We start from the raw sequence: 24,327 nt of genomic DNA, 5'->3' as shown, positions 1-24,327 counted from the left end.
TTGAATGGAGGTGCAATTGAATGTCCCGTATTGGCAAAAAGCCGATTGAGGTACCTGAAAACGTGACAGTTACCATCACAGAAGGTAACTTCGTTACTGTTAAAGGTCCTAAAGGCGAACTTACAAACACATTTAACACGGATATTAAAATCGAGCAGGAAGACAATGTGATCACTTTGGTCCGTCCTTCTGAATCCAAGGAACACCGTTCTATTCACGGAACGACGCGTTCACTTCTCGACAATATGGTGATTGGCGTTTCACAAGGTTTTGAACGTAAACTTGAACTAGTCGGTGTAGGTTACCGTGCTTCCCTTCAAGGTCCTAAACTTGTATTGAACGTTGGTTATTCTCACCCGGTTGAATTTACACCCGAAGAAGGAATTGAAGTTGAAGTTCCTGCTAACACTAAGATCACTGTCCGCGGTATCAATAAAGAACGCGTAGGTGCTCTTGCATCAAACATCAGAAAAGTACGTCCACCAGAGCCATATAAAGGCAAAGGAATTCGCTACGAAGGTGAAGTTGTCCGTCGTAAAGAAGGTAAAACAGGTAAATAATGCCGCTTAAGGCATCCGGAAGGAGTGATCACGATGATTACGAAAAAGGATAAAAACGCTACTCGTAAGAAACGTCATACACGGGTTCGTAACAAAATTAGCGGGACTGCAGCACGTCCACGTCTAAACGTATTCCGTTCAAACAAGCATATCTATGCTCAATTGATAGATGACGTAAATGCAGTAACGATTGTTAGTGCTTCTTCAATGGATAAAGAGTTCGAATCTGAATCCAAAGCGGACACTGCAGCAGCAGTAAAAGTCGGCGAGATGATTGCAAAGAAAGCTGTAGAAAAAGACGTTAAAGCGGTAGTATTTGACCGTGGCGGCTACTTATTCCACGGCCGTGTGAAAGCTCTTGCGGACGCAGCTCGTGAAAACGGTCTGGAATTTTAATTAAGAAGGAGGGACACATTTCATGCGTCGTAATGATCAGAATAAAAGTGAATTCGAAGAACGCGTAGTTACGATTAACCGCGTAGCGAAAGTTGTGAAAGGCGGACGTCGTTTCCGTTTCACTGCTCTCGTCGTTGTCGGAGATAAAAATGGCCGTGTCGGTTTCGGTACTGGTAAAGCACAAGAAGTTCCGGATGCAATCCGTAAAGCTATCGAAGATGCGAAGAAGAATTTGATCGTTGTACCAATGGTCAAAGGAACAACTCCGCACGAAATTCTTGGACACTTTGGTGCAGGAAAAATCCTCATCAAACCAGCAGCTCCAGGTACTGGAGTTATCGCCGGCGGACCTGTCCGTGCGGTACTTGAACTTGCAGGCATCACGGATATCCTTTCAAAATCACTTGGTTCAAGCACACCTATTAATATGGTTCGTGCAACAATCGAAGGATTAACGAATTTGAAACGCGCTGAAGATGTTGCTAAATTGCGCGGGAAAACCGTGAAAGAACTGTACAGTTAAGGGGGGAAATACAATGGCGAATAAACTTGAAATCACCCTTACAAAAAGCACTATCGGTGCGAAACCTGCACAACGTAAAACAATCGAAGCACTTGGACTTCGCAAATTACACCAAACGGTCGAACATCAGGATAATGTTGCAATTCGCGGCATGATTAGCAAAGTCGACCACCTAGTTACGATCACTGAACAATAATTATCGACTTTTTGAATAAGGAGGTGCCAATAAGATGAAATTACACACTATGAAACCTGCTGAAGGTTCTCGTACAAAACGTAAACGTATTGGACGCGGAATCGGTTCTGGTTTTGGTAAAACTTCCGGTAGAGGTCATGGCGGACAAAACTCCCGTTCGGGCGGTGGCGTACGTCTTGGATTCGAGGGTGGACAAATTCCATTCTTCCAAAGACTACCTAAACGTGGTTTTACGAACATCAATCGCAAGGATTATGCAATTGTAAACCTTGACACACTTAATCGTTTCGACGAAGGCACAGAAGTAACGCCTGAACTACTAATTGAATCAGGCATCGTGAGCAACGCTAAATCAGGTATTAAGATTCTGGGTAACGGAATTCTTGAGAAAAAGATTACTGTCAGAGCTCACAAATTCTCTGCTTCTGCTAAGGAAGCAATCGAGAAGGCGGGCGGACAGACCGAGGTGATTTAATGTTTCAGACGATCGCTAATTTTATGCGCGTTAAAGACATACGGTCTAAGATATTCTTCACATTGCTTGTTCTTGTCATCTTTAGATTAGGAACATTTATACCAGTACCAAACGTTGATGCGACTGCTTTACAGCAAACTGATAATAACCTTATCGGCTTACTGAATGTATTTGGCGGTGGAGCACTTGCAAACTTCTCCATTCTTGCAATGGGAATTATGCCTTACATCACCGCATCCATTATCGTGCAATTGTTGCAGATGGATGTCGTACCAAAATTTGCCGAATGGGCGAAACAAGGTGACGTTGGAAGACGTAAACTTGCACAGTTCACTAGGTATTTCACAATAATCCTAGCCTTTATTCAAGCAATCGCAATGTCTTTCGGTTTCAACCGAATGTATGGCGGCTCGCTGATAAAAGACGAAGGTGTTTCGACATATGTTGTCATCGCGATCGTATTGACGGCAGGAACTGCATTTCTTCTATGGCTCGGTGAACAGATCACGGCAAAAGGTGTTGGGAATGGTATTTCCATTATCATCTTTGCTGGTATCGTCGCAGCGATTCCAAATGCAGTCAACCAACTTTACGCAACTCAGATCCAAGGAGCGGGCGATGCATTGTTCATTAGAATTGCGCTTATGGCTCTTCTACTCCTCTTGATCATTGCGATTACTGTCTTGGTCATATACTTCCAGGAAGCATTACGGAAGATTCCAATTCAATATGCGAAACGTGTCACAGGACGAAGTCAAACGACTGCAGGCCAACAGACACACTTACCATTGAAACTTAATGCTGCGGGGGTTATCCCGGTAATCTTTGCTTCAGCATTTTTCATTACACCACAATCAATTGCGACCTTCTTTGGAACTAACAGTGTAACGACCGCAATTACAACTATGTTTGATTATACAAAACCGGTTGGAATGGTCTTTTATCTGATACTGATTCTTGCATTCACATACTTCTACGCATTCATTCAGGTGAATCCGGAGAAAATTGCAGATAATCTAAAGAATCAAGGCGCTTATATCCCGGGCATTCGTCCAGGACAAAATACACAAAATTACCTAACGAGCACTTTGTATAGACTGACATTCGTTGGCGCGATATTCCTCGCTACGGTGGCAGTCATGCCGATTTTCTTCATCAATTTCGCAAACCTTCCACAGTCTGCGCAAATTGGAGGAACGAGTTTGATCATCGTCGTCGGGGTTGCACTTGAAACGATGAAACAACTTGAATCACAACTTGTGAAAAGGCATTATAAAGGGTTCATGAAGTAATCTTCGCGGAGGTTCATCTCTTCGTGATTTGAATATGAATGGGAGTGCAATACGTATGAATATCGTATTAATGGGTCTGCCAGGAGCCGGTAAAGGCACACAGGCAGACAGAATTGTCGAAAAGTACGGAACCCCTCATATTTCTACAGGCGATATGTTCCGTGCAGCTATTCAAGAAGGCACGGAACTTGGAGTCAAAGCAAAATCGTTCATGGATCAGGGAGCACTTGTCCCTGATGAAGTGACAATCGGAATTGTTCGTGAAAGATTAGGCAAATCCGATTGCGATAACGGATTCTTGCTCGACGGTTTCCCGCGTACAGTACCTCAGGCTGAAGCACTTAATCAGCTTTTGGCTGACATGGGTCGGAAAATTGAGCACGTCATCAATATCCAGGTCGAGAAAGAAGAACTTGTCGCGAGGCTGACAGGCCGCCGCATCTGTAAAGTTTGCGGTACATCCTATCATTTGCTTTTTAATCCTCCAAAGGTTGAAGGTGTATGTGATAAGGATGGCGGAGAACTTTATCAGCGAGCCGATGACAATCCGGAAACTGTCACGAACCGTCTGGAAGTAAATATGAATCAAACGGCACCACTCTTGGCGTTTTACGATACCAAAGAGGTGTTAGTGAACATAGATGGACAGAAAGATATTAAGGACGTTTTCAAAGATCTGGACGTTATCCTTCAAGATAGCGAAAAGTAATCTTTTTCGGACTGAGATATTTTTGCCATTAATTGGGCAGTATAGTATTGGTGAACGAAAAAACGTTTAACGAGCTGCAAAAGCATATGATGCCCGGTATAATAACTGGTTGAATTTTAGCAATTTAATGTTCTGATACATTAGAAATGCATTTTCTTACTCAGGTAGGTATAATATGTTTCGTGGAAAGAACTGTATAAAGCAACTAGGAACTCATCCACGGCATTCTGGACAGTCGTGTCCAATTCGACGCGATTTTCCACAACTAGAAGTCGAGGACTGACTTAAGGGAAACGGAATGTGACGGACCTCTTTTGAACATCACTCATGCAATCCGGACATATGTTGAAGGAAGCTTTAAAGGCGACTGATGCCGCTCGATGGTGAGAACCTTTATTGGATATAGAAGGGAGATTGGGTTGATGGCGAAAGATGATGTAATTGAAGTTGAAGGAACCGTACTCGAAACGTTGCCAAACGCAATGTTTAAAGTAGAGCTGGAAAACGGCCATACAATTCTTGCGCACGTATCTGGCAAAATTCGTATGCACTTTATCCGTATTCTACCTGGCGATAAAGTGACAATGGAACTCTCGCCTTATGATTTAACACGTGGTCGTATCACATACCGTTTCAAATAATCTTTTGTAACTCCGGAATATTGAAGGAGGTTGGGTAAGATGAAAGTAAGACCATCTGTAAAACCGATGTGCGAAAAATGTAAAATTATTCGCAGACGCGGCCGAGTAATGGTAATCTGTGAAAATCCAAAACATAAACAAAGACAAGGCTAATTCTGAAGGAGGTGCACAATATATATGGCACGTATTGCTGGTGTAGACGTTCCGCGCGATAAGCGCGTAGTCATTTCATTAACTTACATTTTCGGAATCGGAAAAACAACTGCTCAGAAAGTATTGGCAGCAGCTGGAGTCTCTGAAGACGCGCGTGTTCGCGATCTTACAGACGCTGAGCTCGATAAAATCCGTGAACAAATGGACACACTTAAAGTTGAAGGTGATCTTCGACGTGAAACTTCCCTTAACATCAAACGTTTGATGGAAATCGGTAGCTTCCGTGGAATCCGTCATCGTCGTGGCTTGCCCGTTCGTGGACAAAACACGAAAAACAACGCACGTACTCGTAAAGGTCCAAAACGGACAGTAGCGAACAAGAAAAAATAATAGGTAAAGGAGGTATCTTCTTAACATGGCACGTAAACAACAAACTCGTAAACGTCGTGTGAAAAAGAATATTGAATCCGGGATTGCACATATCCGTTCAACATTCAATAACACAATCGTTACAATTACAGATATGCAAGGAAACGCATTGTCTTGGTCAAGTGCAGGTGCACTAGGCTTCAAAGGGTCTCGTAAATCAACTCCATTTGCTGCACAAATGGCTGCTGAAACAGCTGCTAAAACATCAATGGAGCATGGTCTGAAAACGTTGGAAGTTACTGTTAAAGGTCCAGGAGCTGGACGTGAAGCAGCAATTCGTTCACTACAGGCTGCAGGACTTGAAGTTACTGCAATTAGAGACGTAACACCGGTTCCACATAACGGATGCCGCCCGCCAAAACGCCGTCGTGTATAATGGCTTTTACTCCATATGATTGAGAAACACAATTTTTGTCAAAAATGATTGTGCGATTGCAATTTGCCGTCTATGATAATCGATTTCAATATGGAACGGCCAATACATTTGACGTTTTGAAGGAGGGTAAATGAATGATCGAGATTGAGAAACCAAAGATTGAAACAGTTATGATCGGCGAAGACATCAAGTTCGGTAAGTTCATCATCGAACCACTTGAGCGTGGATACGGAAATACTTTAGGGAATTCCCTACGCCGCATCCTTCTATCCTCACTGCCAGGGGCTGCTGTTACATCGATTCAGATTGATGGCGTGCTTCATGAGTTCTCAACAATTGAAGGTGTCGTCGAAGACGTCGCAACAATTATTTTGAACGTGAAGAAACTGGCTCTTAAAATCTATTCAGATGAAGAGAAAGTGATTGAGATAGACGTGAAAGGCGAAGGAGTCGTCACAGCTGCGGACATTACACATGATAGTGACGTAGAAGTGTTGAATCCTGAGATTCCTATCGCGACTCTTGGTAAAAACGGACACTTGCGCATGCGTATGTATGCTGTACGTGGTCGTGGTTATGCACGTTCTGATCAAAACAAACGTGAGGATCTCGCAATTGGCGTTATTCCAATCGACTCCATTTATACTCCTGTTTCACGCGTTAACTTCCAAGTGGAAAATACTCGGGTTGGTCAAATGGCAAACTTCGATAAATTAACACTTGATGTTTGGACAGATGGCAGCATCGGTCCTAAAGAAGCTGTTTCACTCGGGGCGAAAATCTTGACGGAGCATCTGAATATATTTGTCGGTATGACAGATGAAGCACAAACTGCTGAAATCATGGTGGAAAAAGAGGAAGATCAGAAAGAAAAAGTGCTTGAGATGACGATTGAAGAACTCGACCTTTCAGTTAGATCATACAACTGCCTAAAACGTGCTGGCATCAATACAGTTCTTGAACTTGCTACCAAGTCAGAGGATGAAATGATGAAAGTACGAAATCTCGGACGTAAATCACTTGAAGAAGTGAAAGCGAAGTTGGACGAGCTTAACCTGGAGTTACGCACGGAAGATTGAGCGAATTTATAGATTGAAGGAGGGAAACTTCTATGGGATACAGAAAACTTGGACGTACAAGTTCACAACGTAAAGCAATGCTTCGCGACCTAGCTACAGATCTTATCATCCACGAACGTATTCAAACGACAGAAGCTCGTGCGAAAGAATTGCGTTCAGTTGTTGAGAAAATGATTACGCTTGGAAAACGTGGAGACTTGCATGCACGTCGACAAGTTGCACAATTCATCCGTCGTGAACTCGTTACATTGACGGACGATGAAGGCAAAGAGACAGAAATCTTCGCAATCCAAAAACTTTTTGATAATGTCGCTCCACGCTACGCTGAGCGTCAAGGTGGATATACACGTATCATGAAAATGGGACCTCGTCGCGGCGACGGAGCACCTGTCGTTGTTATCGAACTCGTTTAACAACATTCAGCAGTAGTCTTCTCCTTCTTGAAGTAGAGCGATGAATGCGAATGATAACTCAAGTATAGCCTTTGGTGAAATTTCACCGAAGGAGTACTTAAGTAAATCTTCAGAGGGTGTGTCTGGCGTACCCAGAGCAGCACCCTTTTTTTAAAAATTTATACGACAACTTTAAAAGCTGAGTGTTACGATCGTCGTTTTTAACGTCTGGTCTAGCTCTACGCACCTCATCCGCGGTTCCGGATTGAGCACCTGGAACAGTCATAGATATGAGCGCATTTCTTCGGATGAGGTGCGCGCTTTTTTTTATCCAAAATTAAATGTCTAAATTTTATCTTTATTCAGCAGAACAAGGAGGAATGAAGTTCAATTCCTCCCTGATAAAGCCTCCGGCGGATGTCACAGATTTTGAAAGGAATCAATCGAGCAAGCTCGATTCAAAATCTGGACGCAATTACGCCGAGGCATAATTGATAAACGGGATTCCCTGTCAACTTGCAGGGGATCCTTAGTAGTATACATACTGTGAATGTAGCCGGAGGTGGAAGGCGATGAAGGAAATTCTGTCGATGGATAATATATCTTATTCTTATCAAAGTGAGAATGAGGAGACGAAAAAAGCAATCGATGGCGTGACATTTACGGTACATGACGATGAATGGATAGCAATTGTCGGCCATAACGGTTCAGGTAAGTCGACACTTGCCAAAATGATGATTGGACTACTGTTCCCTGATGAAGGGAATGTCAATTTATTCAATGAAAAACTGACAGAAGAGAATTTATGGGGGATTCGTTCCCAGATGGGTTTTGTTTTTCAAAATCCAGATAATCAGTTTGTCGGTTCAACAGTCCAAGATGATGTTGCATTTGCATTGGAAAACAACGGTGTCCCTTATGATGAAATGGTAACTCGAGTTCATGAAGCACTTAAGCAGGTTAATATGAGTGAATTCCTAGATCATGAGCCGCACCATCTCTCAGGCGGACAGAAACAACGCGTTGCCATTGCAGGAGCGCTCGCTTTACATCCGAAACTTCTAATTATGGATGAAGCAACGTCGATGCTTGATCCGCAAGGACGTAATGAAGTCATTCATCTAGTTGAAGAATTGAAGCGTAAGACGGGTCTTACTGTTATTTCGATTACACACGACTTAGAAGAAGCGCTTCTTGCAGACCGCATTATTGTCATGAACAAAGGAAAAGTCTTGTCAGTTGGGACGCCTGAGCAGATATTTGCCAAAGGTGCGGAGCTTGAGGAAATAGGTCTTGACTTGCCATTTGCATTGCGGGTTTCGGGAATGTTGCGGGAGCTTGGGATGGAGATTACTGGTGAGCATATGACAGAAGAAGAGTTGGTGAATGAATTATGGACATCTCACTTCAGCAAGTAGGGTATTTGTATGGGAAAGACACTCCTTTTGAAAAGAGGGCTTTGCACAATGTTAATGCGACAATCCCATCGGGTTCCTACTCAGCTATAATTGGGCATACTGGATCTGGAAAATCGACTCTACTTATGCATTTGAATGGTTTGCTAAAGCCATCAGAAGGTGTAGTGAAAATAGGTGATACTACGATTTCTGCAGGCACGAAGGCAAAAGGTTTGAAAGAAGTCCGCAGTCGTGTAGGAATTGTATTCCAGTTCCCTGAACATCAACTTTTTGAAGAGACGGTTGAGAAAGATATCATGTTCGGTCCAATGAATTTTGGTGTACCTGAAGAAGAAGCTAGAAGAAGAGCACATGAATTGATAAAATTGCTGGGTTTGCCGGCAGAAGTTGCACAGGAGTCTCCTTTTGATTTGTCAGGTGGCCAGATGCGCAGAGTTGCGATTGCCGGTGTACTAGCATTTAAACCATCAGTACTCGTTTTGGATGAACCCACAGCGGGTCTTGACCCGCGTGGTCGCCGTGAAATCATGGAGTTATTTAATCGCCTGCATGCTGAGGAAAATCTCACGACAATCCTGGTCACACATAGTATGGAGGATGCTGCACGTTATGCGGATAATATCATCGTTATGCATGATGGAACTTCAGTCTTGTCGGGTAGCCCGCAAAAAGTTTTCGAAGATGAAGGGATACTATCATCCTTCAGACTCGGTTTACCGCGTTCAGTAAAATTTCAGCGAGATATTGAACAGTTAATTGGCCGTCCGTTTAATGCTCTGGCACTTACGGAAGAACAGCTCGCAAAAGCGATTGCGACTGCCGCTGCGGAAGAAGGTGGCCGTTAATGCTAGAGAAAATGATCTTCGGTCGTTTTATCCCGGGTAATTCATTTATTCATAAGCTCGATCCACGTTCGAAACTGTCATTTGTTTTTCTATTTATCATTGGCGTGTTCCTTGCAAATAATGCAGTGACTTATGCTTTATTATTAGGGTTTACTGTGTTAGTTATTTTCAGTTCAAGAATACGCCTCTATTTTCTTCTCAACGGCTTAAAGCCCATTTTATTTCTAATTATTTTCACCTTTCTCATGCATGTTCTTTTCACGAAAGAGGGAGCCTTACTCGTTGACTGGAAATTCATTAAAATTTATGAAGAAGGATTAAGACAAGGGATTTTCATTTCAATTCGTTTTCTTGTACTCGTTTTACTCACGTCTATATTGACGCTGACAACATCGCCGATTTCAATAACGGATGGGATGGAAGATCTACTGGGTCCATTCAAGCGGTTTAAATTGCCTGTTCATGAGTTGGCACTGATGATGTCTATTTCACTTCGTTTCATTCCAACATTGATGGATGAGACGGATAAGATATTGAAAGCACAATTGGCGAGAGGCTCGGACATTAGCACCGGCTCCATTAAGCAGCGAATCCGTTCGGTCATTCCTTTGCTTGTTCCTCTCTTCGTGAGTGCGTTTAAGCGTGCTGAAGACCTTGCAGTCGCCATGGAAGTCCGCGGCTATCGTGGAGGCGCAGGTAGGACGAGGTACCGACTGTTGAAGTGGCATTGGCGCGATACAACCATTATGTGCTTACTCGCCGTTCTCATTGTCGTCCTCTTCCTACTCAGGGCATAGGGGGCGTGTAAATGGATAGGAAGCGTGTGAAAGCGATAATTTCATATGATGGTACTCATTTCGCAGGGTATCAAGTACAGCCGGGTATGCGGACGGTGCAGTCGGAAATCGACAAGGCGCTTGTGAAAATGCATAAAGACAAGGAAATATTTTCAGTCGCAAGTGGAAGGACGGATTCCGGTGTTCATGCAACGGGACAAGTAATTCATTTTGATACCCCGCTGTCACTGCCGACAGCCCGCTGGCAACTGGCGTTGAACGTTCTACTTCCAACAGATATACGAATTGTTCAAGCTGATTATGTTAGCGAAGATTTTCATGCCCGCTATTCTGCTACCGGGAAGACGTATGTCTATAAATGGTCTTATAGCGAGGTGCATAGCCCATTTGAGCGTAATTTTTCTGTTCATTTAGGCAGATCACATCCGGATATAGAAGCAATGAAAGGTGCTGCGAATCATTTTATTGGGACGCATGACTTTACAAGCTTCTGTTCTTCAAAAACCGCTACGACCAATAAAGTCCGAACGGTGAGGCAGCTAACACTTGAAAAAAAAGGTGAATACCTCATCATGACCATTGAAGGTGACGGTTTTTTATATAATATGGTTAGGAGTATAGCAGGTATGCTTCTTGTTGTAGGCAACGGTTGGAAGACGTCTGATGACGTCAAGCAGATACTCGACTCTCGCAGTCGGAAAGCCAACGTCAAAACCGCACCAGCACACGGTTTGTACCTTCAAAATGTAAGCTATCAAGACTGAGGCAACTTTTCCTGGTGTATTTAGAAAAGATGCTTGACTTAATGTGGTATTCGGGATAAGATGAGTAATGGTATTTCTAATAACCCCACAAAGAAGCCCCGGAAGGTAAAATTGTGTTTAGGGATAGAGAAAACGGGAACGAATAGATATTCATTTAGGAGGATAAAATTATGCGTACAACATTCATGGCTAAAGGTCACGAAGTAGAGCGTAAATGGCTCGTTGTCGACGCTGAAGGACAGACGCTTGGTCGTCTTGCTTCTGAAGTTGCATCACTTTTGCGCGGCAAACATAAACCTACGTTCACACCACACGTTGATACAGGTGACCATGTCATCATCATCAATGCAGAAAAAATACATCTTACAGGTAACAAATTGAAAGACAAAATTTACTACCGTCACTCAGGTTACACGGGCAGCATGAAACAACGTACGGCTCTTGAAATGCGTACAAACTACCCTACAAAAATGCTTGAACTTGCAATTAAAGGAATGCTTCCAAAAGGTCCTTTAGGCCGTCAAACATACAGAAAACTTAACGTATACGCTGGACCGGATCACCCGCACGCAGCACAACAACCAGAAGTATTCGTACTTCGCGGTTAATTAAGAGGAGGAAATAACTTGGCACAAGTACAATATCTCGGCACAGGCCGTCGTAAAAGCTCAGTAGCTCGTGTACGTCTAGTTCCTGGAGATGGCACTATTACCATCAACAAACGTGACGTAGAAGACTACGTACCATTCGCAACACTTCGCGAAATCATCAAACAACCACTCGTAGTAACGGAAACACTTGGAAGCTACGATATCCTTGTAAACGTTGATGGCGGTGGATACACAGGACAAGCTGGCGCAATCCGTCACGGAGTTGCACGTGCTCTACTTTCAGTAGATCCTGACTTCCGCGCGGCTCTTAAATCAGCAGGACTTCTTACGCGTGATTCAAGAATGAAAGAACGTAAAAAACCAGGTCTTAAAGGCGCACGTCGTGCACCACAGTTCTCAAAACGTTAATATTGCATTTAAGAAAAGCCCTTCTCCATTCGTGGAAAAGGGCTTTTCTGTGTTAAAGTATAGACATAGAAAAAGGGAAAGGATGATTTTTATGAAAGAGATCACAACAACCGAGTTACAGGAACGTTTGGAGAAAGGTGAACAGTTCAACCTGATAGATGTGCGTGAGGCGGATGAAGTAGCGGTAGGAATGATACCTGGATCGAAACACATCGTTTTAGGTGATGTGCCGATCCGTATGGACGAGTTAGATAGATCTAAGCCATACATACTCATTTGTCGTTCAGGCGGCCGTAGCGGGCGTGCAGCGGAGTTCCTGGGTGATGAAGGCTATGATGTAACAAATATGGTAGGCGGCATGCTCGAATGGGAAGGCGCGACTGAATAAGTAAGTTTTGAGAGGGACCTTTACTGGTTTCCTCTTTTTTTTATCTTTATTCAGCAGAAGACTCTCACCTCCATAGGTGGGAGATGAATGCGGTTTTGTATTCCTGTTCAGCGGGTGTCTAAACGCCTGCTGAACGAGGAAGAATGAAGTTCAATTCTTCCCTGATCAAGCCTCCGGCGGATGTCACAGATTTTGAAAGGAGTCAATCGAGCAAGCTCGATTCAAAATCTGGACGCAATTACGCCGAGGCGTAATTGATAAAGTAAATCTATTCTTCTATAATAACGGATAATGTTGGTAATGTCTTTAAATGGAGCGATATGGATGTCAGGGTCAATAAATTAATTTTAGACAAAGAAAAAAGCCAAACCCCGAGGGGCTTGGCTTTTGAATGGTTAATTCAAATTAGTTTTTGTTTACGTTTGTAGCTTGAAGACCGCGTTGGCCTTGCTCGATTTCAAACGTAACATCTTGACCTTCTTCAAGAGACTTGAAGCCTTCTCCTTGAATAGCCGAGAAATGTACGAATACGTCGTCGCCATCTTCGCGTTCGATGAAGCCAAATCCTTTTTCTGCGTTAAACCATTTCACTTTACCTTGTTCCATGTGTGTATCCTCCTCGTATGCTTTGTGCATACATTGTGTTACTATCCTTGCTCAAGTCTTGAAGCGGTCAAGATTTATTTCGAGACCATCATGCCGAACAAAAATAATTCTTCTTTATCATAACAGGCCCATCTGGATAATGCAAGGGAAATGTTTGAGTTAAAAAAACAACTTGAAAATTCGATAGATAATTGCTGCGATTAAAGCTGAAATCGGCAATGTAATAACCCATGTGACAACAATCTTTTGAGCCATACCCCAATTGACACCTTTCACACGCTGGGCCGAGCCTACACCCATGATTGCAGATGAAATTACGTGTGTTGTACTGACGGGTAAGTGGATTAGTGTAGCGCCGAAAATAATTGCAGCAGATGATAAATCTGCCGCTATTCCGTTCACTGGACGAATTTTCATTATTTTGCCGCCGACTGTTTTTATGATTTTATAACCGCCAATTGATGTTCCTAGACCCATCGCAGTTGCGGCAGCAATTCGAACCCATAGCTGAATGTCTTCCGACGATTGCATTTCTGCAGCGATAAGCGCCATTGTAATAATCCCCATGGCTTTTTGTGCGTCATTCGTTCCGTGTGTAAAGGATTGAAGTGCTGCTGTAGCAATTTGTATATAACGGATTCGTTTATTTGTTCCAAATAAATTCCTGTTTTTCAATGTTAGTTTGAATAGTGACATTACAAGGAAGCCGACCGCAAGTGCGATGAATGGTGAAACAAGAAGCGCTTGTAATATTTTTAAGAAACCACCGTAGTTTAAAATACCGAAACCTGCCGCTGAAATAGCTGCACCAGCAATTGACCCGATTAAGGCATGGGATGAACTGGACGGGATTCCGAAATACCATGTAACGAGATTCCAAATAATTGCTGACGTTAGTGCGGCCAAGATAACGAGTGGTCCATTTTCGAGAGCGAAAGGATCGACGATGTCTTTGGAAATTGTTTTCGCAACGCCTGTAAATGCAAGCGCTCCAATGAAGTTCATGATAGCTGCCATCATAATAGCAGTTCGTGGCTTTAGGGCACGTGTCGAAACGGATGTTGCGATTGAGTTTGCCGTATCGTGAAAGCCATTGATGAAATCAAAAGCGAGTGCGAAAATGACGACTAAAATGGTAAGGAGAAGAATAGTATTCATTTAGCGGCTCCCTCTTATGCGTTGCGCATAATGATTGTATCGATTGTGTTGGCGACATCCTGGCAATAATCCGCGATATCTTCAAGTTGTTCATAAATATCTTTGAATTGAATAATTCGAATGGGATCTTTTTCGTTAATGAAAAGTTGTTTGATGGATGTACGGAAAATCTCATCACAAACCCGCTCGTATTCTTTAATGAGGATAGCGTGATCGTGCATGGCTTCAAGTTTTTTCTTTGCGAGTAGCTTCATTGCTTTCACTATTTCATCTGTACTTTTCACGATGTACTCCATGAATTTCTGCATATACTCATCAATTTCAGTAAGTGAAAACATTTCTAGATGGGCTACGAAATGTTCGATGCCATCAAGAACATCGTCCATTTTAATAGACAACTGCATAATGTCTTCCCTTTCAATTGGTGTAATGAATGATTTATTAAGCTTTGCAATGAGATTATGGATAAGCGAGTCACCCGCAGTTTCATAATTTTTAAGCTTAATGCTTACTTCTTTCAAGTCAACGGCTGTACCTACCTTAAAGTCGTTGGCATAATGAGCTGCTTCTTGTAAATTTTCAGCAATCATTAGCAATGCTGTGAAAAATGGATCAGGTTTACGTTGACTAAACATTGTATGCCTCCGTCCGTTTCCGGAATTAAATTTTTAGGTTGACCTTTACAAAATGTTAATAAAGCATATCATAGCAAAAATAAATCGAAAAGCCTGCTAAAGACAACATTATTGAAACTCCAAGTACTTATGTTTACCAGGGAGGTATTGTCAGGAGCTAACCCTCAGGTATCTTTCAAAAAGGACAAGTGAAAATTTGAACGGAAGTAATTCATACTGTATGAAAATGTAAGCTAATAGATTCGAAATAAATTGATTAATTTTCAGTAAATTGAAACTTATGGGATTGTCGGACGTATACATAGGTGAGGCAAAAAAGGTGAAGGCGGAGGTGCTGAAATGGAACTGTTTGGAATGCCAATTGTGCAATTATATTTAATTACACTAATTATCGCCGGTCTTGCGACATTGTTATATATCCTATTTAGTGATATGGCTGAAGGGATTGGTGAAGTAAGTCCAGTATTGGATCCTGCAGTCATACTTGCATTCATTACGTTTGTAGCGGCTAGTGGTTATATTTTGGAGCTTGTTACATCTTGGGGCAGTGGAGTCATTTTAGTAATTGCACTTGTTACTGCTTTTGTACTCGATTTTTTATTGTACTTATTCATTCTTCTCCCATTAAGGTCAGCGGAAGTATCCCTTTCTTACACAGATGAGTCGTTGATGGGACGGGTTGGGAAAGTAATTGTCCCTATTCCGGTTGACGGATTCGGCGAGATTGTCATCGAATCGGTAAATGGCGTAATTTCAAAGAGAGCGGCAGGGTACGAGAACACAGCAATTGAATACGAGAAAGAAGTTTTAATCATCGAAGTGAGAGATGGGACATTCATCGTCAAGGAGTATGAACCATTCCGCTTCAAATAAAAAAAGGGGGAAAAACAGATGGAGATTTGGATAGCACTTGGAGTAGTCGCATTTGTATTACTGGCAGTTATTCTCGTTTACGTTACAAAGTACCGCACAGTGGGGCCGGACGAAGCACTTATCGTGACAGGAAGTTACCTAGGAACTAAAAATGTACATACAGACGATTCAGGCAATCGTATTAAAATTATACGTGGAGGCGGAACGTTCCTGTTACCGGTATTCCAGCAAGCAGCACCGCTTAGTCTTTTATCTAGTAAACTTGAAGTGACAACGCCGGAAGTATACACAGAACAAGGAGTTCCAGTTATGGCGGACGGAACAGCCATTATTAAAATCGGCGGCTCAATAGCAGAAATTGCAACAGCCGCGGAGCAATTTTTAGGAAAATCGAAAGCAGACCGTGAAAACGAAGCGAAAGAAGTGCTAGAAGGTCATCTGCGTTCGATTCTAGGTTCCATGACAGTAGAGGAAATTTACAAAAATCGTGATAAGTTCTCACAAGAAGTACAGCGTGTTGCATCACAGGACCTTGCGAAAATGGGACTCATCATCGTTTCATTCACAATAAAAGATGTACGTGATAAGAACGGCTACCTCGATTCTCTCGGAAAACCGCGTATCGCACAAGTAAAACGTGATGCAGATATCGCAATGGTTGAAGCAGAAAAAGAAACGCGTATTAAAAATGCAGAAGCATCCAAAGAAGCACAAAAAGCGGAAATCGAGCGTGCGACTGAAATTGCGGAAGCCGAAAAAGAGAATCAATTGAAAGTTGCGGATTACCGACGCGAACAGGACGTTGCGAAAGCACGTGCCGACCAAGCATACGAACTTCAAACGGCCGTTTCTAAACAGGAAGTTATGGAACAAGAAATGCAAGTTCAAATCATTGAACGTCAAAAGCAAATTGAACTTGAAGAGAAAGAGATTCTGCGTCGTGAAAAGCAATACGATTCCGAAGTAAAGAAAAAAGCTGATGCAGACCGCTACGCAATCGAACAAAATGCAGAAGCTGAAAAGTCTAAACAAATTACTGAAGCCGATGCCGAGAAGTATCGCATTGAAGCGCGAGCGTCTGCCGATGCAGAAAAAGTCCGCCTCGATGGGCAAGCAAAAGCGGATTCCCAACGTGCACAAGGTGAATCAGAAGCAGATATTATCCGTTTGAAAGGTCTTGCGGAAGCAGAAGCGAAACGTAAAATTGCTGAAGCATTTGAACAATACGGTCAAGCTGCCATGCTTGATATGATCGTTAACATGCTTCCGGAATACGCGAAACAAATTGCAAGCCCGCTTGCGAATATCGATAAAATCACAGTCGTTGACACGGGTAGTGGTGAAGGTGGCGGAGCAAACAAGGTTACGTCTTACGCCACGAACCTTATGGCGACATTGCAGGAGTCATTGAAAGCTTCATCAGGCATCGACGTTAAGGAAATGCTCGAGAATTATTCGGGCAAAAACACTATTCGCCCAAGTATTGACCAATTGACAAACGAAGTGAAAGCAGCAAATATGAAGCCACCGATACAACAACAGATTGCAGAAAAACAAGTAGCAGCCGATAAAACTGAATAATTTCATAGGAGAGGGTCCAAGCGCGATTATGCGATTTGGACTCTTTTTTTATGGAGCAGGGGCTATCTCCGCATGTAGATGAGGTCGATCGACCATATAAGGCTACTTACCAATCATATAAGTGCTCCAACCAACCAAATCCTACGAACATCTTAAGAAATTCTTCATATCCATCCTTACAAAGCCTTAAGAATCTCTCCTTATAATGAAGGGAGTAAAGAAATTTGGAGGCGATTGCATGATTAGTGTAAGAAATTTAAACCATTCATTCAAAATTGGCAAGAAAGGTAAGGAGAGGCGGGTGCCTGTGCTTAAAGGACTGAAATTTGACATAGCAGATGGTGAAATCGTATCGATTGTCGGAAAAAGTGGTTCGGGCAAATCAACGCTTCTTCACATAATGGCAGGATTCCTGACGCCTGAAAGTGGAGAAATTCACGTGCAGGGCGTACAGACGTCTTCATTTAGCGAAGCGGAAAGTGCAAAATTCAGACTGGATCATTTCGGATTCGTTTTTCAAAACTTCCAGCTCATGCCTGGCTTAACCGCGTTTGAAAACATTGAACTACCGCTGACATTGAAAGGCATCAGCAAAAGCGAGCGGCAGCAGAAAGTGCAAGACCTTATGCAAATCGTTGGTTTGGCTGAGGTGCAAGATCATTATCCGAATGAATTATCCGGGGGGCAGCAGCAACGGGTCGGTATCGCGCGTGCGCTTATCACCGATCCGCCAATTATTTTTGCCGATGAACCGACAGGTAGTCTTGATTCGGAAACAGAGCAGGATGTCCTTTTGCTAATCCAGTCGCTCAATAAAACACGGGGCATCACATTCGTCATCATCACACACGACGATGAAGTGGCTCAAACGGCGAACCGTGTGTACAGAATGCACGACGGGGTATTAACGGAAGGTAGTGAACAGCATGCAATTTAAAGACCAAATCAGTTTCGTGCGGCGACATATAAAGAAAAACAGAATGCGTGTCTTTATGACCGTGCTTGCAGCAACAATGGGTACAGCATTTCTGATTGTGCTTGCGTCAGTTGGGTTCGGATTACACGATACAATACGCAAAGAAATTCTGTCGAACCGACTTGTGACGCAAATTGAGGTGTACTCAAGTGAGATGAATGAAGAGAAAGTTGCCGAGTTAAAGAAAAGGGAGCATGTAAATGCAGTTGTATTCCGCCAAAGTTTAGGTGCAGAACAGCAGACGTCAATAGGTGAATTCACAGGGAATAATTCGCTTACTATAACGGATTTTACAGAAGAGAAGAAAGCAAATTTCGAACTTCAGAAAGGACGTTTACCTGAAAAATCGAACGAAGTCGTCGTGGGAAGCGATTTTGCAGAAGCCTTATTGAAACAACCAGTTGAAAATGGAGAGGGCGAAAATAAAACCTACGACGGTAAATTGATTGGTGAACAGTTCATTTATCAAATTGGCGATAATGAAGGGGGAATAATTGAAGAGCAAATACCACTTACAATAGTAGGTATCGGAAAGAATCCTGCAAAAGATTGGGTTCAGGATCAAAAAATATATGTGGATGCTACAATCATTCCAGAGTTAGAAAAAATCTATTATTCGCATGTAGAGAGACCTGTGGATGAGGATGCCGATGTAGATTCCTTATTTTATGGTGAAGTAAACATCTATGCGGATAAAATAGAAAACGTCAAAGTAATTTCCACTGCATTGAAAGAGGATGGGTACAGCGTCTATTCCATATCGGAGGAACTCGATCAGCTTGACGTCTTTTTCCTGGCGTTGAAAGCGGGGCTCGTATTCGTCGGGACAATCGCGATTTTGATTGCATCCATCGGTATTTTCAACACGATGACAATGGCCGTGACAGAGCGGACGCGGGAAATTGGTGTTATGAAGGCAATCGGGGCAGATCCGAAATTAATCCAACGATTGTTCTTGATGGAAAGTGCATGGATTGGCATATTGGGAACGGTGCTTGCTGTCGTCATTTCGTATGGAGTGAGTATTGTATCGAATTATATCTTACCAATTATCGTCACAGCAGCACTTGGCGAAGAGGATTTCGGTGGAATGACCGTCACGTTCTCCATTATTCCATGGCAGCTTCTAGTCATTGCTTCCACAATCAGTATTGCTGTTGCCATGATTTCAGGATGGCGTCCGGCACGTAAAGCAACAAAAATTGATGTTATTAATGCGTTGAGACAGGAACTGTAATTGCTAGAATGCGTTGCTGGAAAACAGGTATTTCATTTAAAAAGCGTTCTTCCAAGACGAGGTACATGAAATAATAGTGCCAATCATGCGATAATGGGAATACTTACAATTGAAAGAGGGATGGATAATGGATTATCGTATTGAGCATGACACGTTCGGTGAAATTGAAGTACCATCGGACAAGTTATGGGGTGCACAAACACAACGTAGTAAACAAAACTTTAAAATTGGCGGAGAAAAAATGCCGATTGGTGTTATACATGCATTTGCTCACTTGAAAAAGTCAGCAGCCATCGCGAGCCATGCACATGGTGCTCTATCAGAAGCGAAAATGAAGGCGATTTCTGCAGCGGCGGATGAAGTGATATCCGGAAAGTTGGACGACCATTTTCCACTTGTCGTTTGGCAAACAGGTAGCGGTACGCAGTCAAACATGAACATGAACGAAGTACTGGCACATCGCGGCAATCAACTTCTTGAGGAGTGGGGCGAGGAAGAACGCCTTCATCCGAACGACGATGTGAACAAGTCACAAAGTTCGAATGACACATTCCCGACAGCGTTGCATGTTGCAGGCGTCATAGCTGTACAACAGCAACTTGTTCCGGCAATTAAGGTATTAAAAGAAACACTTGGCAAGAAATCAGAAGAATTCATGGATATCATTAAAATTGGTCGTACGCATTTACAAGACGCGACGCCTTTAACGCTAGGCCAAGAGATTAGCGGCTGGCACCGTATGCTCGAGAAAACGGAACAAATGATTACTGGCAGCGTCGAGTCGATGAAAGAACTTGCGATTGGCGGAACAGCTGTTGGAACAGGACTCAACGCACCTGTTGGATTCGGTGACCGTGTTGCTGCTGAAATTAGCACAGCGGTGGGAATTGAGTTTACGTCTGCGATAAACAAATTCCATTCACTCACGAGCTATGACGAAATTGTTTACGTTCATGGTGCCATCAAAGCGCTTGCGGCGGACTTGATGAAAATTGCCAATGACGTACGTTGGTTGGCGAGTGGACCGCGTTCAGGCATCGGAGAAATAACAATTCCCGAAAATGAACCCGGCAGTTCTATCATGCCAGGAAAAGTGAATCCGACGCAAAGTGAAGCATTGACAATGGTTGTTGCACAAGTCATGGGGAATGATACAACAATTGGCTTTGCGGCGAGCCAAGGAAACTTTGAACTGAACGTCTTCAAACCGGTTATCATCTTCAACTTCCTTCAATCGGTGACGTTATTGAGTGATGCGATGATCAGTTTCAACGATAATTGTGCAATTGGTATTGAACCGAATCGTGAAGAGATTGATCGTAAAGTTCAAAACTCACTCATGCTCGTAACGGCACTTAATCCTTATATCGGTTACGAAAATGCAGCAAAAATCGCGAAAACTGCACATGCTGAAGGTACAACGTTGAAAGAGGCAGCACTTAAATCAGGCTTGCTGACAGAAGAACAGTTTGACGAGTATGTCGTTCCGTCGAAAATGATCGGCAGATAAATTGGATAGACAAAAGGAGGTTCCATCAGTCGGCGTCCTGACTGGTGGAACTTTTTTTGATGAAAACGGGGAAGTTGTTATGGTGGTAGAAGTAAGGTTTGCATTCCTAACATTTACTTATTAATCTTTCTAAAAATTTTAAAATGAAGAGTTCGGAATCGAAAAGTACAGTGGAAAGCGGTCTTAAAAGGGCAGTTTTGAAGCTGCTATAGTACTGATTTTACAAACAGGGGAGTGGACAAGATGAAAGGTGTATCATTTGTAGCATCATGGAGCGGCGGGAAAGATTCTGCCATGGCTTATTACCGCGCAATGAAAGCGGGCGGCATTCCGAAACGGTTGTGGACGATGTTTGAAGAGGATGAAGAACGGTCAAAATCACATGCATTGTCTTTTGAAGTTGTGGAAGCCCAGGCGGTAAGACTTGGCGTGCCTTTAATGATCCGTGGTGCAAATTGGACAAGTTATGAAGGGCAATTCTTGGATGCGATGAAGGAGTGTGTTGAGGCGGGTATTAACCATGGCGTATTCGGTGATATCGATCTCGAAGATCATTTGAAATGGGTACGACAGACATGTGAGAAAGTCGGCATGGAAGCGGTACATCCCCTTTGGATGGAGCCGCGACGCAACATTCTGGAAGAGTTCATAGAGGCAGGATTCGAAGCATATATTGTTGTTGTCAATACAAAAATGATGCCTGCACATTTCATTGGCCGCAAATTTACTGTGGAACTGATGGATGAACTGGAAGCGATGGACATCGATTCGTGTGGAGAATCGGGCGAATTTCATACTGTTACCGTAAATGGTCCCATATTCAGTGAAAGAGTACCTGTTGTATTTTCTGGAAAGCACGAACGGGATGGCTATGTATTTTTAGATGTAGCGTTGGAAGAAAAGAAGTGAGTGGCAACGGAATAGAGCGCTATCTTTTTGGAAACCTCATATTTCGTCATCTTCGACATCTACCAGAAAAATTTGCTCGTCAAAACCACCACGTTTCTCAGCTTTTTCGGCTCTGACCCTTTCTAAATCTTCAAATGATGCACCGTAATGGCCTAATGCTGCATGGATAAGTTCCAATAAGTCAGCGAGTTCCTCAATGGCGTCATCTGTCGTTTCAGTTGCATCGTATTCATTAATTTCCTCATACATTTTTTTATTGATTTCGATTATGTACTCTTCTTCAGTCAATAGGCGTGTAGTGCACGTTTTACCGGACATTTCGATAATTTCAGGAATCCTATCGCGCACGAGCTTGTTGTATATTGGCATTTGCATCATCTCCTTCAATTACATAACTAATTATTCTAAATGATACCACGTAATCCTCCGAATTGAAAAAACCATCCACACTCGCCTGGAGCGAACGTGGACGGTTTTTAGTCATATATTCAATAAATCTCCAAGTTCCTTCTCTAAAAATGGATCTGCATGTAACAGAGTCTTGAACGCAGTGTACCGAGTTACTTCATCAGCAGTAGCCTTACGTCCGGTCTGGTAAGCACGTATTAAGATATTCTTCGGTGTATGCTCCATGTCGATAAACTCAAGAAGCTGTGCTTCGTAACCAACGAGTGACAAGAGCTCCGCACGAATCGAATCGGTAGCAAGCGCAGAGAACCGTTCTTTGATAAGTCCGTGCTGAAGCATGACGTCGAGCGCGGGGGAATTGACTTGCGAGAATAGTTCATGCTGGCAGCAAGGGACGCTCAAGATGACTTTCGCGCCCCATTTCACCGCGCGTGCGAGCGCCATATCTGTTGCAACGTCGCATGCATGAAGTGTAACCACCATGTCGACGGACGTTTCTTCATTGTAGTCATTGATATCACCTACAAGAAATTCAAGATTCTCGTAACCAAGATCTTTGGCAATCAAACTGCATTCCTCAATCACTTCTTTTTTTAAGTCAAGACCAGTTACTTTAATATCCAGTCCCTTTTCAATGCGCAAATAATGATAGAGAGCAAACGTCAAATAGGATTTACCTGAACCAAAATCGAGGATGCGGATAGTACGGTCTTTTGGCAAGTGAGCAAGGGAATCATCAATGAACTCAACGAATCGGTTAATCTGCCTGAATTTGTCGTGCTTCTGCTTTTTCACTTTACCATCGGGTGTCTGGACTCCCAGTCGGACTAGAAATGGATAGGCAGTATTTTCATCGAGCAAATAATTTTTCTTACGGTTATGTGTTAAGTCAATCACTTTTTCAGATGTCGTTTTCTCTGATTTCCACATAACTTTAAATTTCTTCGTCAACTGGACATGGATTTTTTCGTTGGAAAACTCAGCATGCACTTGTCTAAAACGCTCAAGTAGCTGTTGTAAATAAGGAAGTAATCCATCAGGTGTAATGTTTTCATGGTTTAACACACGTTCATACTGATACTCGAATTGAATATGCAGTTGGCCTTTTATTTCAACAGGCTTCACTTTCACTCGCTTCAAATCATCCGTTTTCGTGCGTGGCTGGCTGATTGTAGCACCAATGAAAGCGCCATCTGTCATGCGGCGTGCCAGTTCGTCCAGTAATTCCTCGAATTGCAAATTCATCACTCCTAGTTAAACTCGAATCCCTGTTTCTTTAAAAAGTCTTTCATATAAGTTCGGCGAGGCGCTCCAAGGAAGTCAGCCATAGAGTCGGACCAGGCTGCGTCTTTGCGATTTGAGCCGCGATTTAAATAATACTCGTTCATTATTTCATCGTATTCCGGAATAATTTCGTTGTATTTTTCAGCATCATATCCGTTTTCATGAATGATTGCTTCTACGGGCAAGCGGGGTTTTACTTCATTTGCTTCATCGGGAACTCCGATTGTCATAGCGAACATGGGTGCAACACCTACTGGAAGTGCCAGCAAGTTACTGATTTCTTCGGGTGCATTACGCACGCCACCGATATAGCAGATGCCATATCCTTTCGATTCAGCCGCAATTGCAACATTTTGTGCGAACAAAGCCACATCGATTGAACTGACAAGTACATTTTCAGCTGAGGAAAAGTCAATATCTTTCCCGACTAATTGTGCCGCCTTTTTCAATCTACAATAGTCTGCACAAAAAACAAGGACAGCTCCTGCCGATAAAATCTGCTGCGGATTTTTTGCGAGTTCAGCAAGTTTCTGCCGTTTTTCAACGTCCGTGACATAAATAACGGAATAAGCTTGTACAAAGTGTGAGGTGGCCGCGTGTTGACCTGCATGAATGAGCTCATGCACTTCTTCTTTTGTTAAGGGGATGTCTTTATACTTTCTTACAGATGAGTGTGCTGTTAATAATTTGATAACCAT

General features: G+C 42.9%; 32 protein-coding genes. 26 read left to right on the top strand and 6 right to left on the bottom strand.

From position 1 onward, the window contains the following. The first annotated feature begins 20 nt into the window (after positions 1-20). The 20 genes from rplF (at position 21) to AC25Y5_RS08390 (ending at position 12,452) form a co-directional block, all read left to right on the top strand. Positions 21-560 carry a 50S ribosomal protein L6 gene (rplF, locus tag AC25Y5_RS08485; RefSeq protein ID WP_482101581.1) on the top strand — a complete coding sequence of 180 codons (540 nt, stop codon included), beginning with the start codon at positions 21-23 and terminating at the stop codon, positions 558-560. A gap of 33 nt (positions 561-593) precedes the next feature. Further along, the gene (rplR, locus tag AC25Y5_RS08480; RefSeq protein WP_482101580.1) at positions 594-956 is read left to right on the top strand and encodes a 50S ribosomal protein L18; all 363 of its coding nucleotides are present in this window, start codon (positions 594-596) and stop codon (positions 954-956) included. A 22-nt stretch (positions 957-978) separates the two neighbouring features. Then, complete coding sequence (gene rpsE / locus AC25Y5_RS08475; protein ID WP_482101579.1) at positions 979-1,479, top strand: 30S ribosomal protein S5; 501 nt, start codon at positions 979-981, stop codon at positions 1,477-1,479. A gap of 13 nt (positions 1,480-1,492) precedes the next feature. Further along, entirely contained in the window at positions 1,493-1,675 is a 183-nt protein-coding gene (gene rpmD, locus AC25Y5_RS08470; protein WP_482101578.1) for a 50S ribosomal protein L30, read from the top strand. 34 nt (positions 1,676-1,709) lie between these two features. Beyond that, the gene (gene rplO / locus AC25Y5_RS08465) at positions 1,710-2,150 is read left to right on the top strand and encodes a 50S ribosomal protein L15 (protein ID WP_482101577.1); all 441 of its coding nucleotides are present in this window, start codon (positions 1,710-1,712) and stop codon (positions 2,148-2,150) included. Continuing rightward, entirely contained in the window at positions 2,150-3,442 is a 1,293-nt protein-coding gene (secY, locus tag AC25Y5_RS08460) for a preprotein translocase subunit SecY (protein WP_482104723.1), read from the top strand. Before rplO ends, secY begins: the two co-directional genes overlap by 1 nt. A gap of 55 nt (positions 3,443-3,497) precedes the next feature. Further along, positions 3,498-4,151, top strand: coding sequence for an adenylate kinase (locus tag AC25Y5_RS08455; protein WP_482104722.1), 654 nt, complete (start codon positions 3,498-3,500; stop codon positions 4,149-4,151). A 422-nt stretch (positions 4,152-4,573) separates the two neighbouring features. Continuing rightward, positions 4,574-4,792 carry a translation initiation factor IF-1 gene (infA, locus tag AC25Y5_RS08450; RefSeq protein ID WP_067204804.1) on the top strand — a complete coding sequence of 73 codons (219 nt, stop codon included), beginning with the start codon at positions 4,574-4,576 and terminating at the stop codon, positions 4,790-4,792. A 39-nt stretch (positions 4,793-4,831) separates the two neighbouring features. Continuing rightward, positions 4,832-4,945, top strand: coding sequence for a 50S ribosomal protein L36 (rpmJ, locus tag AC25Y5_RS08445; protein ID WP_067204807.1), 114 nt, complete (start codon positions 4,832-4,834; stop codon positions 4,943-4,945). 24 nt (positions 4,946-4,969) lie between these two features. After that, on the top strand, positions 4,970-5,335 hold the full coding sequence (gene rpsM, locus AC25Y5_RS08440) for a 30S ribosomal protein S13 (protein ID WP_067204810.1): 366 nt from the start codon (positions 4,970-4,972) through the stop codon (positions 5,333-5,335). A gap of 25 nt (positions 5,336-5,360) precedes the next feature. Further along, positions 5,361-5,750 (top strand): 30S ribosomal protein S11, encoded by a 390-nt coding sequence (gene rpsK, locus AC25Y5_RS08435; RefSeq protein ID WP_482101574.1) that lies wholly within the window; start codon positions 5,361-5,363, stop codon positions 5,748-5,750. Positions 5,751-5,884: 134 nt separating this feature from the next. After that, the gene (locus AC25Y5_RS08430; RefSeq protein ID WP_482101573.1) at positions 5,885-6,829 is read left to right on the top strand and encodes a DNA-directed RNA polymerase subunit alpha; all 945 of its coding nucleotides are present in this window, start codon (positions 5,885-5,887) and stop codon (positions 6,827-6,829) included. Between the two features lie 32 nt (positions 6,830-6,861). Continuing rightward, positions 6,862-7,242, top strand: a complete 381-nt coding sequence (rplQ, locus tag AC25Y5_RS08425) for a 50S ribosomal protein L17 (protein ID WP_482101572.1) — start codon at positions 6,862-6,864, stop codon at positions 7,240-7,242. Positions 7,243-7,793: 551 nt separating this feature from the next. Further along, positions 7,794-8,639: an energy-coupling factor ABC transporter ATP-binding protein gene (locus AC25Y5_RS08420; RefSeq protein WP_482101571.1), complete on the top strand. Its 846-nt coding sequence runs from the start codon at positions 7,794-7,796 to the stop codon at positions 8,637-8,639. Further along, on the top strand, positions 8,615-9,484 hold the full coding sequence (locus AC25Y5_RS08415) for an energy-coupling factor ABC transporter ATP-binding protein (protein WP_488139912.1): 870 nt from the start codon (positions 8,615-8,617) through the stop codon (positions 9,482-9,484). The genes AC25Y5_RS08420 and AC25Y5_RS08415 overlap by 25 nt, the downstream gene beginning before the upstream one ends. After that, positions 9,484-10,281 carry an energy-coupling factor transporter transmembrane component T family protein gene (locus AC25Y5_RS08410; RefSeq protein WP_482104720.1) on the top strand — a complete coding sequence of 266 codons (798 nt, stop codon included), beginning with the start codon at positions 9,484-9,486 and terminating at the stop codon, positions 10,279-10,281. The genes AC25Y5_RS08415 and AC25Y5_RS08410 overlap by 1 nt, the downstream gene beginning before the upstream one ends. An 11-nt stretch (positions 10,282-10,292) precedes the next feature. Beyond that, positions 10,293-11,045 (top strand): tRNA pseudouridine(38-40) synthase TruA, encoded by a 753-nt coding sequence (gene truA / locus AC25Y5_RS08405; RefSeq protein ID WP_488139911.1) that lies wholly within the window; start codon positions 10,293-10,295, stop codon positions 11,043-11,045. A 170-nt stretch (positions 11,046-11,215) separates the two neighbouring features. Further along, positions 11,216-11,653, top strand: coding sequence for a 50S ribosomal protein L13 (gene rplM, locus AC25Y5_RS08400; RefSeq protein WP_340793008.1), 438 nt, complete (start codon positions 11,216-11,218; stop codon positions 11,651-11,653). An 18-nt stretch (positions 11,654-11,671) separates the two neighbouring features. Then, positions 11,672-12,064 carry a 30S ribosomal protein S9 gene (rpsI, locus tag AC25Y5_RS08395; RefSeq protein ID WP_482101567.1) on the top strand — a complete coding sequence of 131 codons (393 nt, stop codon included), beginning with the start codon at positions 11,672-11,674 and terminating at the stop codon, positions 12,062-12,064. Positions 12,065-12,155: 91 nt separating this feature from the next. Beyond that, positions 12,156-12,452, top strand: coding sequence for a rhodanese-like domain-containing protein (locus tag AC25Y5_RS08390; RefSeq protein WP_482101566.1), 297 nt, complete (start codon positions 12,156-12,158; stop codon positions 12,450-12,452). Between the two features lie 405 nt (positions 12,453-12,857). Here AC25Y5_RS08390 and AC25Y5_RS08385 read toward each other — a convergent pair whose 3' ends face one another. The 3 genes from AC25Y5_RS08385 to AC25Y5_RS08375 form a co-directional block, all read right to left on the bottom strand. Next, a complete protein-coding gene (locus AC25Y5_RS08385) occupies positions 12,858-13,058 on the bottom strand; it encodes a cold-shock protein (RefSeq protein ID WP_067205063.1) in 201 nt (66 codons plus the stop codon). Positions 13,059-13,217: 159 nt separating this feature from the next. Then, the gene (locus tag AC25Y5_RS08380; RefSeq protein ID WP_488139910.1) at positions 13,218-14,216 is read right to left on the bottom strand and encodes an anion permease; all 999 of its coding nucleotides are present in this window, start codon (positions 14,214-14,216) and stop codon (positions 13,218-13,220) included. 14 nt (positions 14,217-14,230) lie between these two features. Then, positions 14,231-14,851 carry a DUF47 domain-containing protein gene (locus tag AC25Y5_RS08375; RefSeq protein ID WP_488139909.1) on the bottom strand — a complete coding sequence of 207 codons (621 nt, stop codon included), beginning with the start codon at positions 14,849-14,851 and terminating at the stop codon, positions 14,231-14,233. Positions 14,852-15,190: 339 nt separating this feature from the next. Here AC25Y5_RS08375 and AC25Y5_RS08370 point away from each other — a divergent pair, with 339 nt between their 5' ends. From AC25Y5_RS08370 to AC25Y5_RS08345, 6 genes are all read left to right on the top strand, one after another. Further along, positions 15,191-15,724, top strand: coding sequence for an NfeD family membrane protein (locus AC25Y5_RS08370; RefSeq protein WP_488139908.1), 534 nt, complete (start codon positions 15,191-15,193; stop codon positions 15,722-15,724). A gap of 18 nt (positions 15,725-15,742) precedes the next feature. Continuing rightward, positions 15,743-17,305 carry a flotillin lipid rafts scaffold protein FloT gene (gene floT / locus AC25Y5_RS08365; RefSeq protein ID WP_488139907.1) on the top strand — a complete coding sequence of 521 codons (1,563 nt, stop codon included), beginning with the start codon at positions 15,743-15,745 and terminating at the stop codon, positions 17,303-17,305. A 238-nt stretch (positions 17,306-17,543) separates the two neighbouring features. Continuing rightward, a complete protein-coding gene (locus tag AC25Y5_RS08360; RefSeq protein WP_482106073.1) occupies positions 17,544-18,242 on the top strand; it encodes an ABC transporter ATP-binding protein in 699 nt (232 codons plus the stop codon). After that, the gene (locus AC25Y5_RS08355) at positions 18,232-19,518 is read left to right on the top strand and encodes an ABC transporter permease (protein WP_488139906.1); all 1,287 of its coding nucleotides are present in this window, start codon (positions 18,232-18,234) and stop codon (positions 19,516-19,518) included. The genes AC25Y5_RS08360 and AC25Y5_RS08355 overlap by 11 nt, the downstream gene beginning before the upstream one ends. 127 nt (positions 19,519-19,645) lie before the next feature. After that, positions 19,646-21,028 (top strand): class II fumarate hydratase, encoded by a 1,383-nt coding sequence (fumC, locus tag AC25Y5_RS08350; RefSeq protein ID WP_488139905.1) that lies wholly within the window; start codon positions 19,646-19,648, stop codon positions 21,026-21,028. 243 nt (positions 21,029-21,271) lie between these two features. Beyond that, positions 21,272-21,937, top strand: a complete 666-nt coding sequence (locus tag AC25Y5_RS08345; protein ID WP_488139904.1) for a Dph6-related ATP pyrophosphatase — start codon at positions 21,272-21,274, stop codon at positions 21,935-21,937. Positions 21,938-21,973: 36 nt separating this feature from the next. Here the strand turns inward: AC25Y5_RS08345 and AC25Y5_RS08340 are convergent, their stop codons facing one another. The 3 genes from AC25Y5_RS08340 to nfsA all read right to left on the bottom strand — a co-directional run bounded on the left by AC25Y5_RS08340 (position 21,974) and on the right by nfsA (position 24,327). Continuing rightward, the gene (locus AC25Y5_RS08340; protein ID WP_488139903.1) at positions 21,974-22,306 is read right to left on the bottom strand and encodes a nucleoside triphosphate pyrophosphohydrolase; all 333 of its coding nucleotides are present in this window, start codon (positions 22,304-22,306) and stop codon (positions 21,974-21,976) included. A 111-nt stretch (positions 22,307-22,417) separates the two neighbouring features. Continuing rightward, positions 22,418-23,584: a class I SAM-dependent methyltransferase gene (locus AC25Y5_RS08335; protein WP_488139902.1), complete on the bottom strand. Its 1,167-nt coding sequence runs from the start codon at positions 23,582-23,584 to the stop codon at positions 22,418-22,420. Positions 23,585-23,595: 11 nt separating this feature from the next. Continuing rightward, complete coding sequence (gene nfsA / locus AC25Y5_RS08330; protein WP_488139901.1) at positions 23,596-24,327, bottom strand: oxygen-insensitive NADPH nitroreductase; 732 nt, start codon at positions 24,325-24,327, stop codon at positions 23,596-23,598.

It is taken from the genome of Sporosarcina sp. Y1011, assembly GCF_057669885.1.
This window is presented reverse-complemented; position numbering and strand designations above follow the sequence as displayed.

What these genes read in the sequence shown, in the direction of transcription:
- rplF (WP_482101581.1), top strand. Translation starts at nt 21, where the DNA reads ATGTCCCGTATTGGCAAAAAGCCGATTGAGGTACCTGAAAACGTGACA.
- rplR (WP_482101580.1), top strand. Translation starts at nt 594, where the DNA reads ATGATTACGAAAAAGGATAAAAACGCTACTCGTAAGAAACGTCATACA.
- rpsE (WP_482101579.1), top strand. Translation starts at nt 979, where the DNA reads ATGCGTCGTAATGATCAGAATAAAAGTGAATTCGAAGAACGCGTAGTT.
- rpmD (WP_482101578.1), top strand. Translation starts at nt 1,493, where the DNA reads ATGGCGAATAAACTTGAAATCACCCTTACAAAAAGCACTATCGGTGCG.
- rplO (WP_482101577.1), top strand. Translation starts at nt 1,710, where the DNA reads ATGAAATTACACACTATGAAACCTGCTGAAGGTTCTCGTACAAAACGT.
- secY (WP_482104723.1), top strand. Translation starts at nt 2,150, where the DNA reads ATGTTTCAGACGATCGCTAATTTTATGCGCGTTAAAGACATACGGTCT.
- AC25Y5_RS08455 (WP_482104722.1), top strand. Translation starts at nt 3,498, where the DNA reads ATGAATATCGTATTAATGGGTCTGCCAGGAGCCGGTAAAGGCACACAG.
- infA (WP_067204804.1), top strand. Translation starts at nt 4,574, where the DNA reads ATGGCGAAAGATGATGTAATTGAAGTTGAAGGAACCGTACTCGAAACG.
- rpmJ (WP_067204807.1), top strand. Translation starts at nt 4,832, where the DNA reads ATGAAAGTAAGACCATCTGTAAAACCGATGTGCGAAAAATGTAAAATT.
- rpsM (WP_067204810.1), top strand. Translation starts at nt 4,970, where the DNA reads ATGGCACGTATTGCTGGTGTAGACGTTCCGCGCGATAAGCGCGTAGTC.
- rpsK (WP_482101574.1), top strand. Translation starts at nt 5,361, where the DNA reads ATGGCACGTAAACAACAAACTCGTAAACGTCGTGTGAAAAAGAATATT.
- AC25Y5_RS08430 (WP_482101573.1), top strand. Translation starts at nt 5,885, where the DNA reads ATGATCGAGATTGAGAAACCAAAGATTGAAACAGTTATGATCGGCGAA.
- rplQ (WP_482101572.1), top strand. Translation starts at nt 6,862, where the DNA reads ATGGGATACAGAAAACTTGGACGTACAAGTTCACAACGTAAAGCAATG.
- AC25Y5_RS08420 (WP_482101571.1), top strand. Translation starts at nt 7,794, where the DNA reads ATGAAGGAAATTCTGTCGATGGATAATATATCTTATTCTTATCAAAGT.
- AC25Y5_RS08415 (WP_488139912.1), top strand. Translation starts at nt 8,615, where the DNA reads ATGGACATCTCACTTCAGCAAGTAGGGTATTTGTATGGGAAAGACACT.
- AC25Y5_RS08410 (WP_482104720.1), top strand. Translation starts at nt 9,484, where the DNA reads ATGCTAGAGAAAATGATCTTCGGTCGTTTTATCCCGGGTAATTCATTT.
- truA (WP_488139911.1), top strand. Translation starts at nt 10,293, where the DNA reads ATGGATAGGAAGCGTGTGAAAGCGATAATTTCATATGATGGTACTCAT.
- rplM (WP_340793008.1), top strand. Translation starts at nt 11,216, where the DNA reads ATGCGTACAACATTCATGGCTAAAGGTCACGAAGTAGAGCGTAAATGG.
- AC25Y5_RS08390 (WP_482101566.1), top strand. Translation starts at nt 12,156, where the DNA reads ATGAAAGAGATCACAACAACCGAGTTACAGGAACGTTTGGAGAAAGGT.
- AC25Y5_RS08385 (WP_067205063.1), bottom strand. Translation starts at nt 13,058, where the DNA reads ATGGAACAAGGTAAAGTGAAATGGTTTAACGCAGAAAAAGGATTTGGC.
- AC25Y5_RS08380 (WP_488139910.1), bottom strand. Translation starts at nt 14,216, where the DNA reads ATGAATACTATTCTTCTCCTTACCATTTTAGTCGTCATTTTCGCACTC.
- AC25Y5_RS08375 (WP_488139909.1), bottom strand. Translation starts at nt 14,851, where the DNA reads ATGTTTAGTCAACGTAAACCTGATCCATTTTTCACAGCATTGCTAATG.
- AC25Y5_RS08370 (WP_488139908.1), top strand. Translation starts at nt 15,191, where the DNA reads ATGGAACTGTTTGGAATGCCAATTGTGCAATTATATTTAATTACACTA.
- floT (WP_488139907.1), top strand. Translation starts at nt 15,743, where the DNA reads ATGGAGATTTGGATAGCACTTGGAGTAGTCGCATTTGTATTACTGGCA.
- AC25Y5_RS08360 (WP_482106073.1), top strand. Translation starts at nt 17,544, where the DNA reads ATGATTAGTGTAAGAAATTTAAACCATTCATTCAAAATTGGCAAGAAA.
- AC25Y5_RS08355 (WP_488139906.1), top strand. Translation starts at nt 18,232, where the DNA reads ATGCAATTTAAAGACCAAATCAGTTTCGTGCGGCGACATATAAAGAAA.
- fumC (WP_488139905.1), top strand. Translation starts at nt 19,646, where the DNA reads ATGGATTATCGTATTGAGCATGACACGTTCGGTGAAATTGAAGTACCA.
- AC25Y5_RS08345 (WP_488139904.1), top strand. Translation starts at nt 21,272, where the DNA reads ATGAAAGGTGTATCATTTGTAGCATCATGGAGCGGCGGGAAAGATTCT.
- AC25Y5_RS08340 (WP_488139903.1), bottom strand. Translation starts at nt 22,306, where the DNA reads ATGCCAATATACAACAAGCTCGTGCGCGATAGGATTCCTGAAATTATC.
- nfsA (WP_488139901.1), bottom strand. Translation starts at nt 24,327, where the DNA reads ATGGTTATCAAATTATTAACAGCACACTCATCTGTAAGAAAGTATAAA.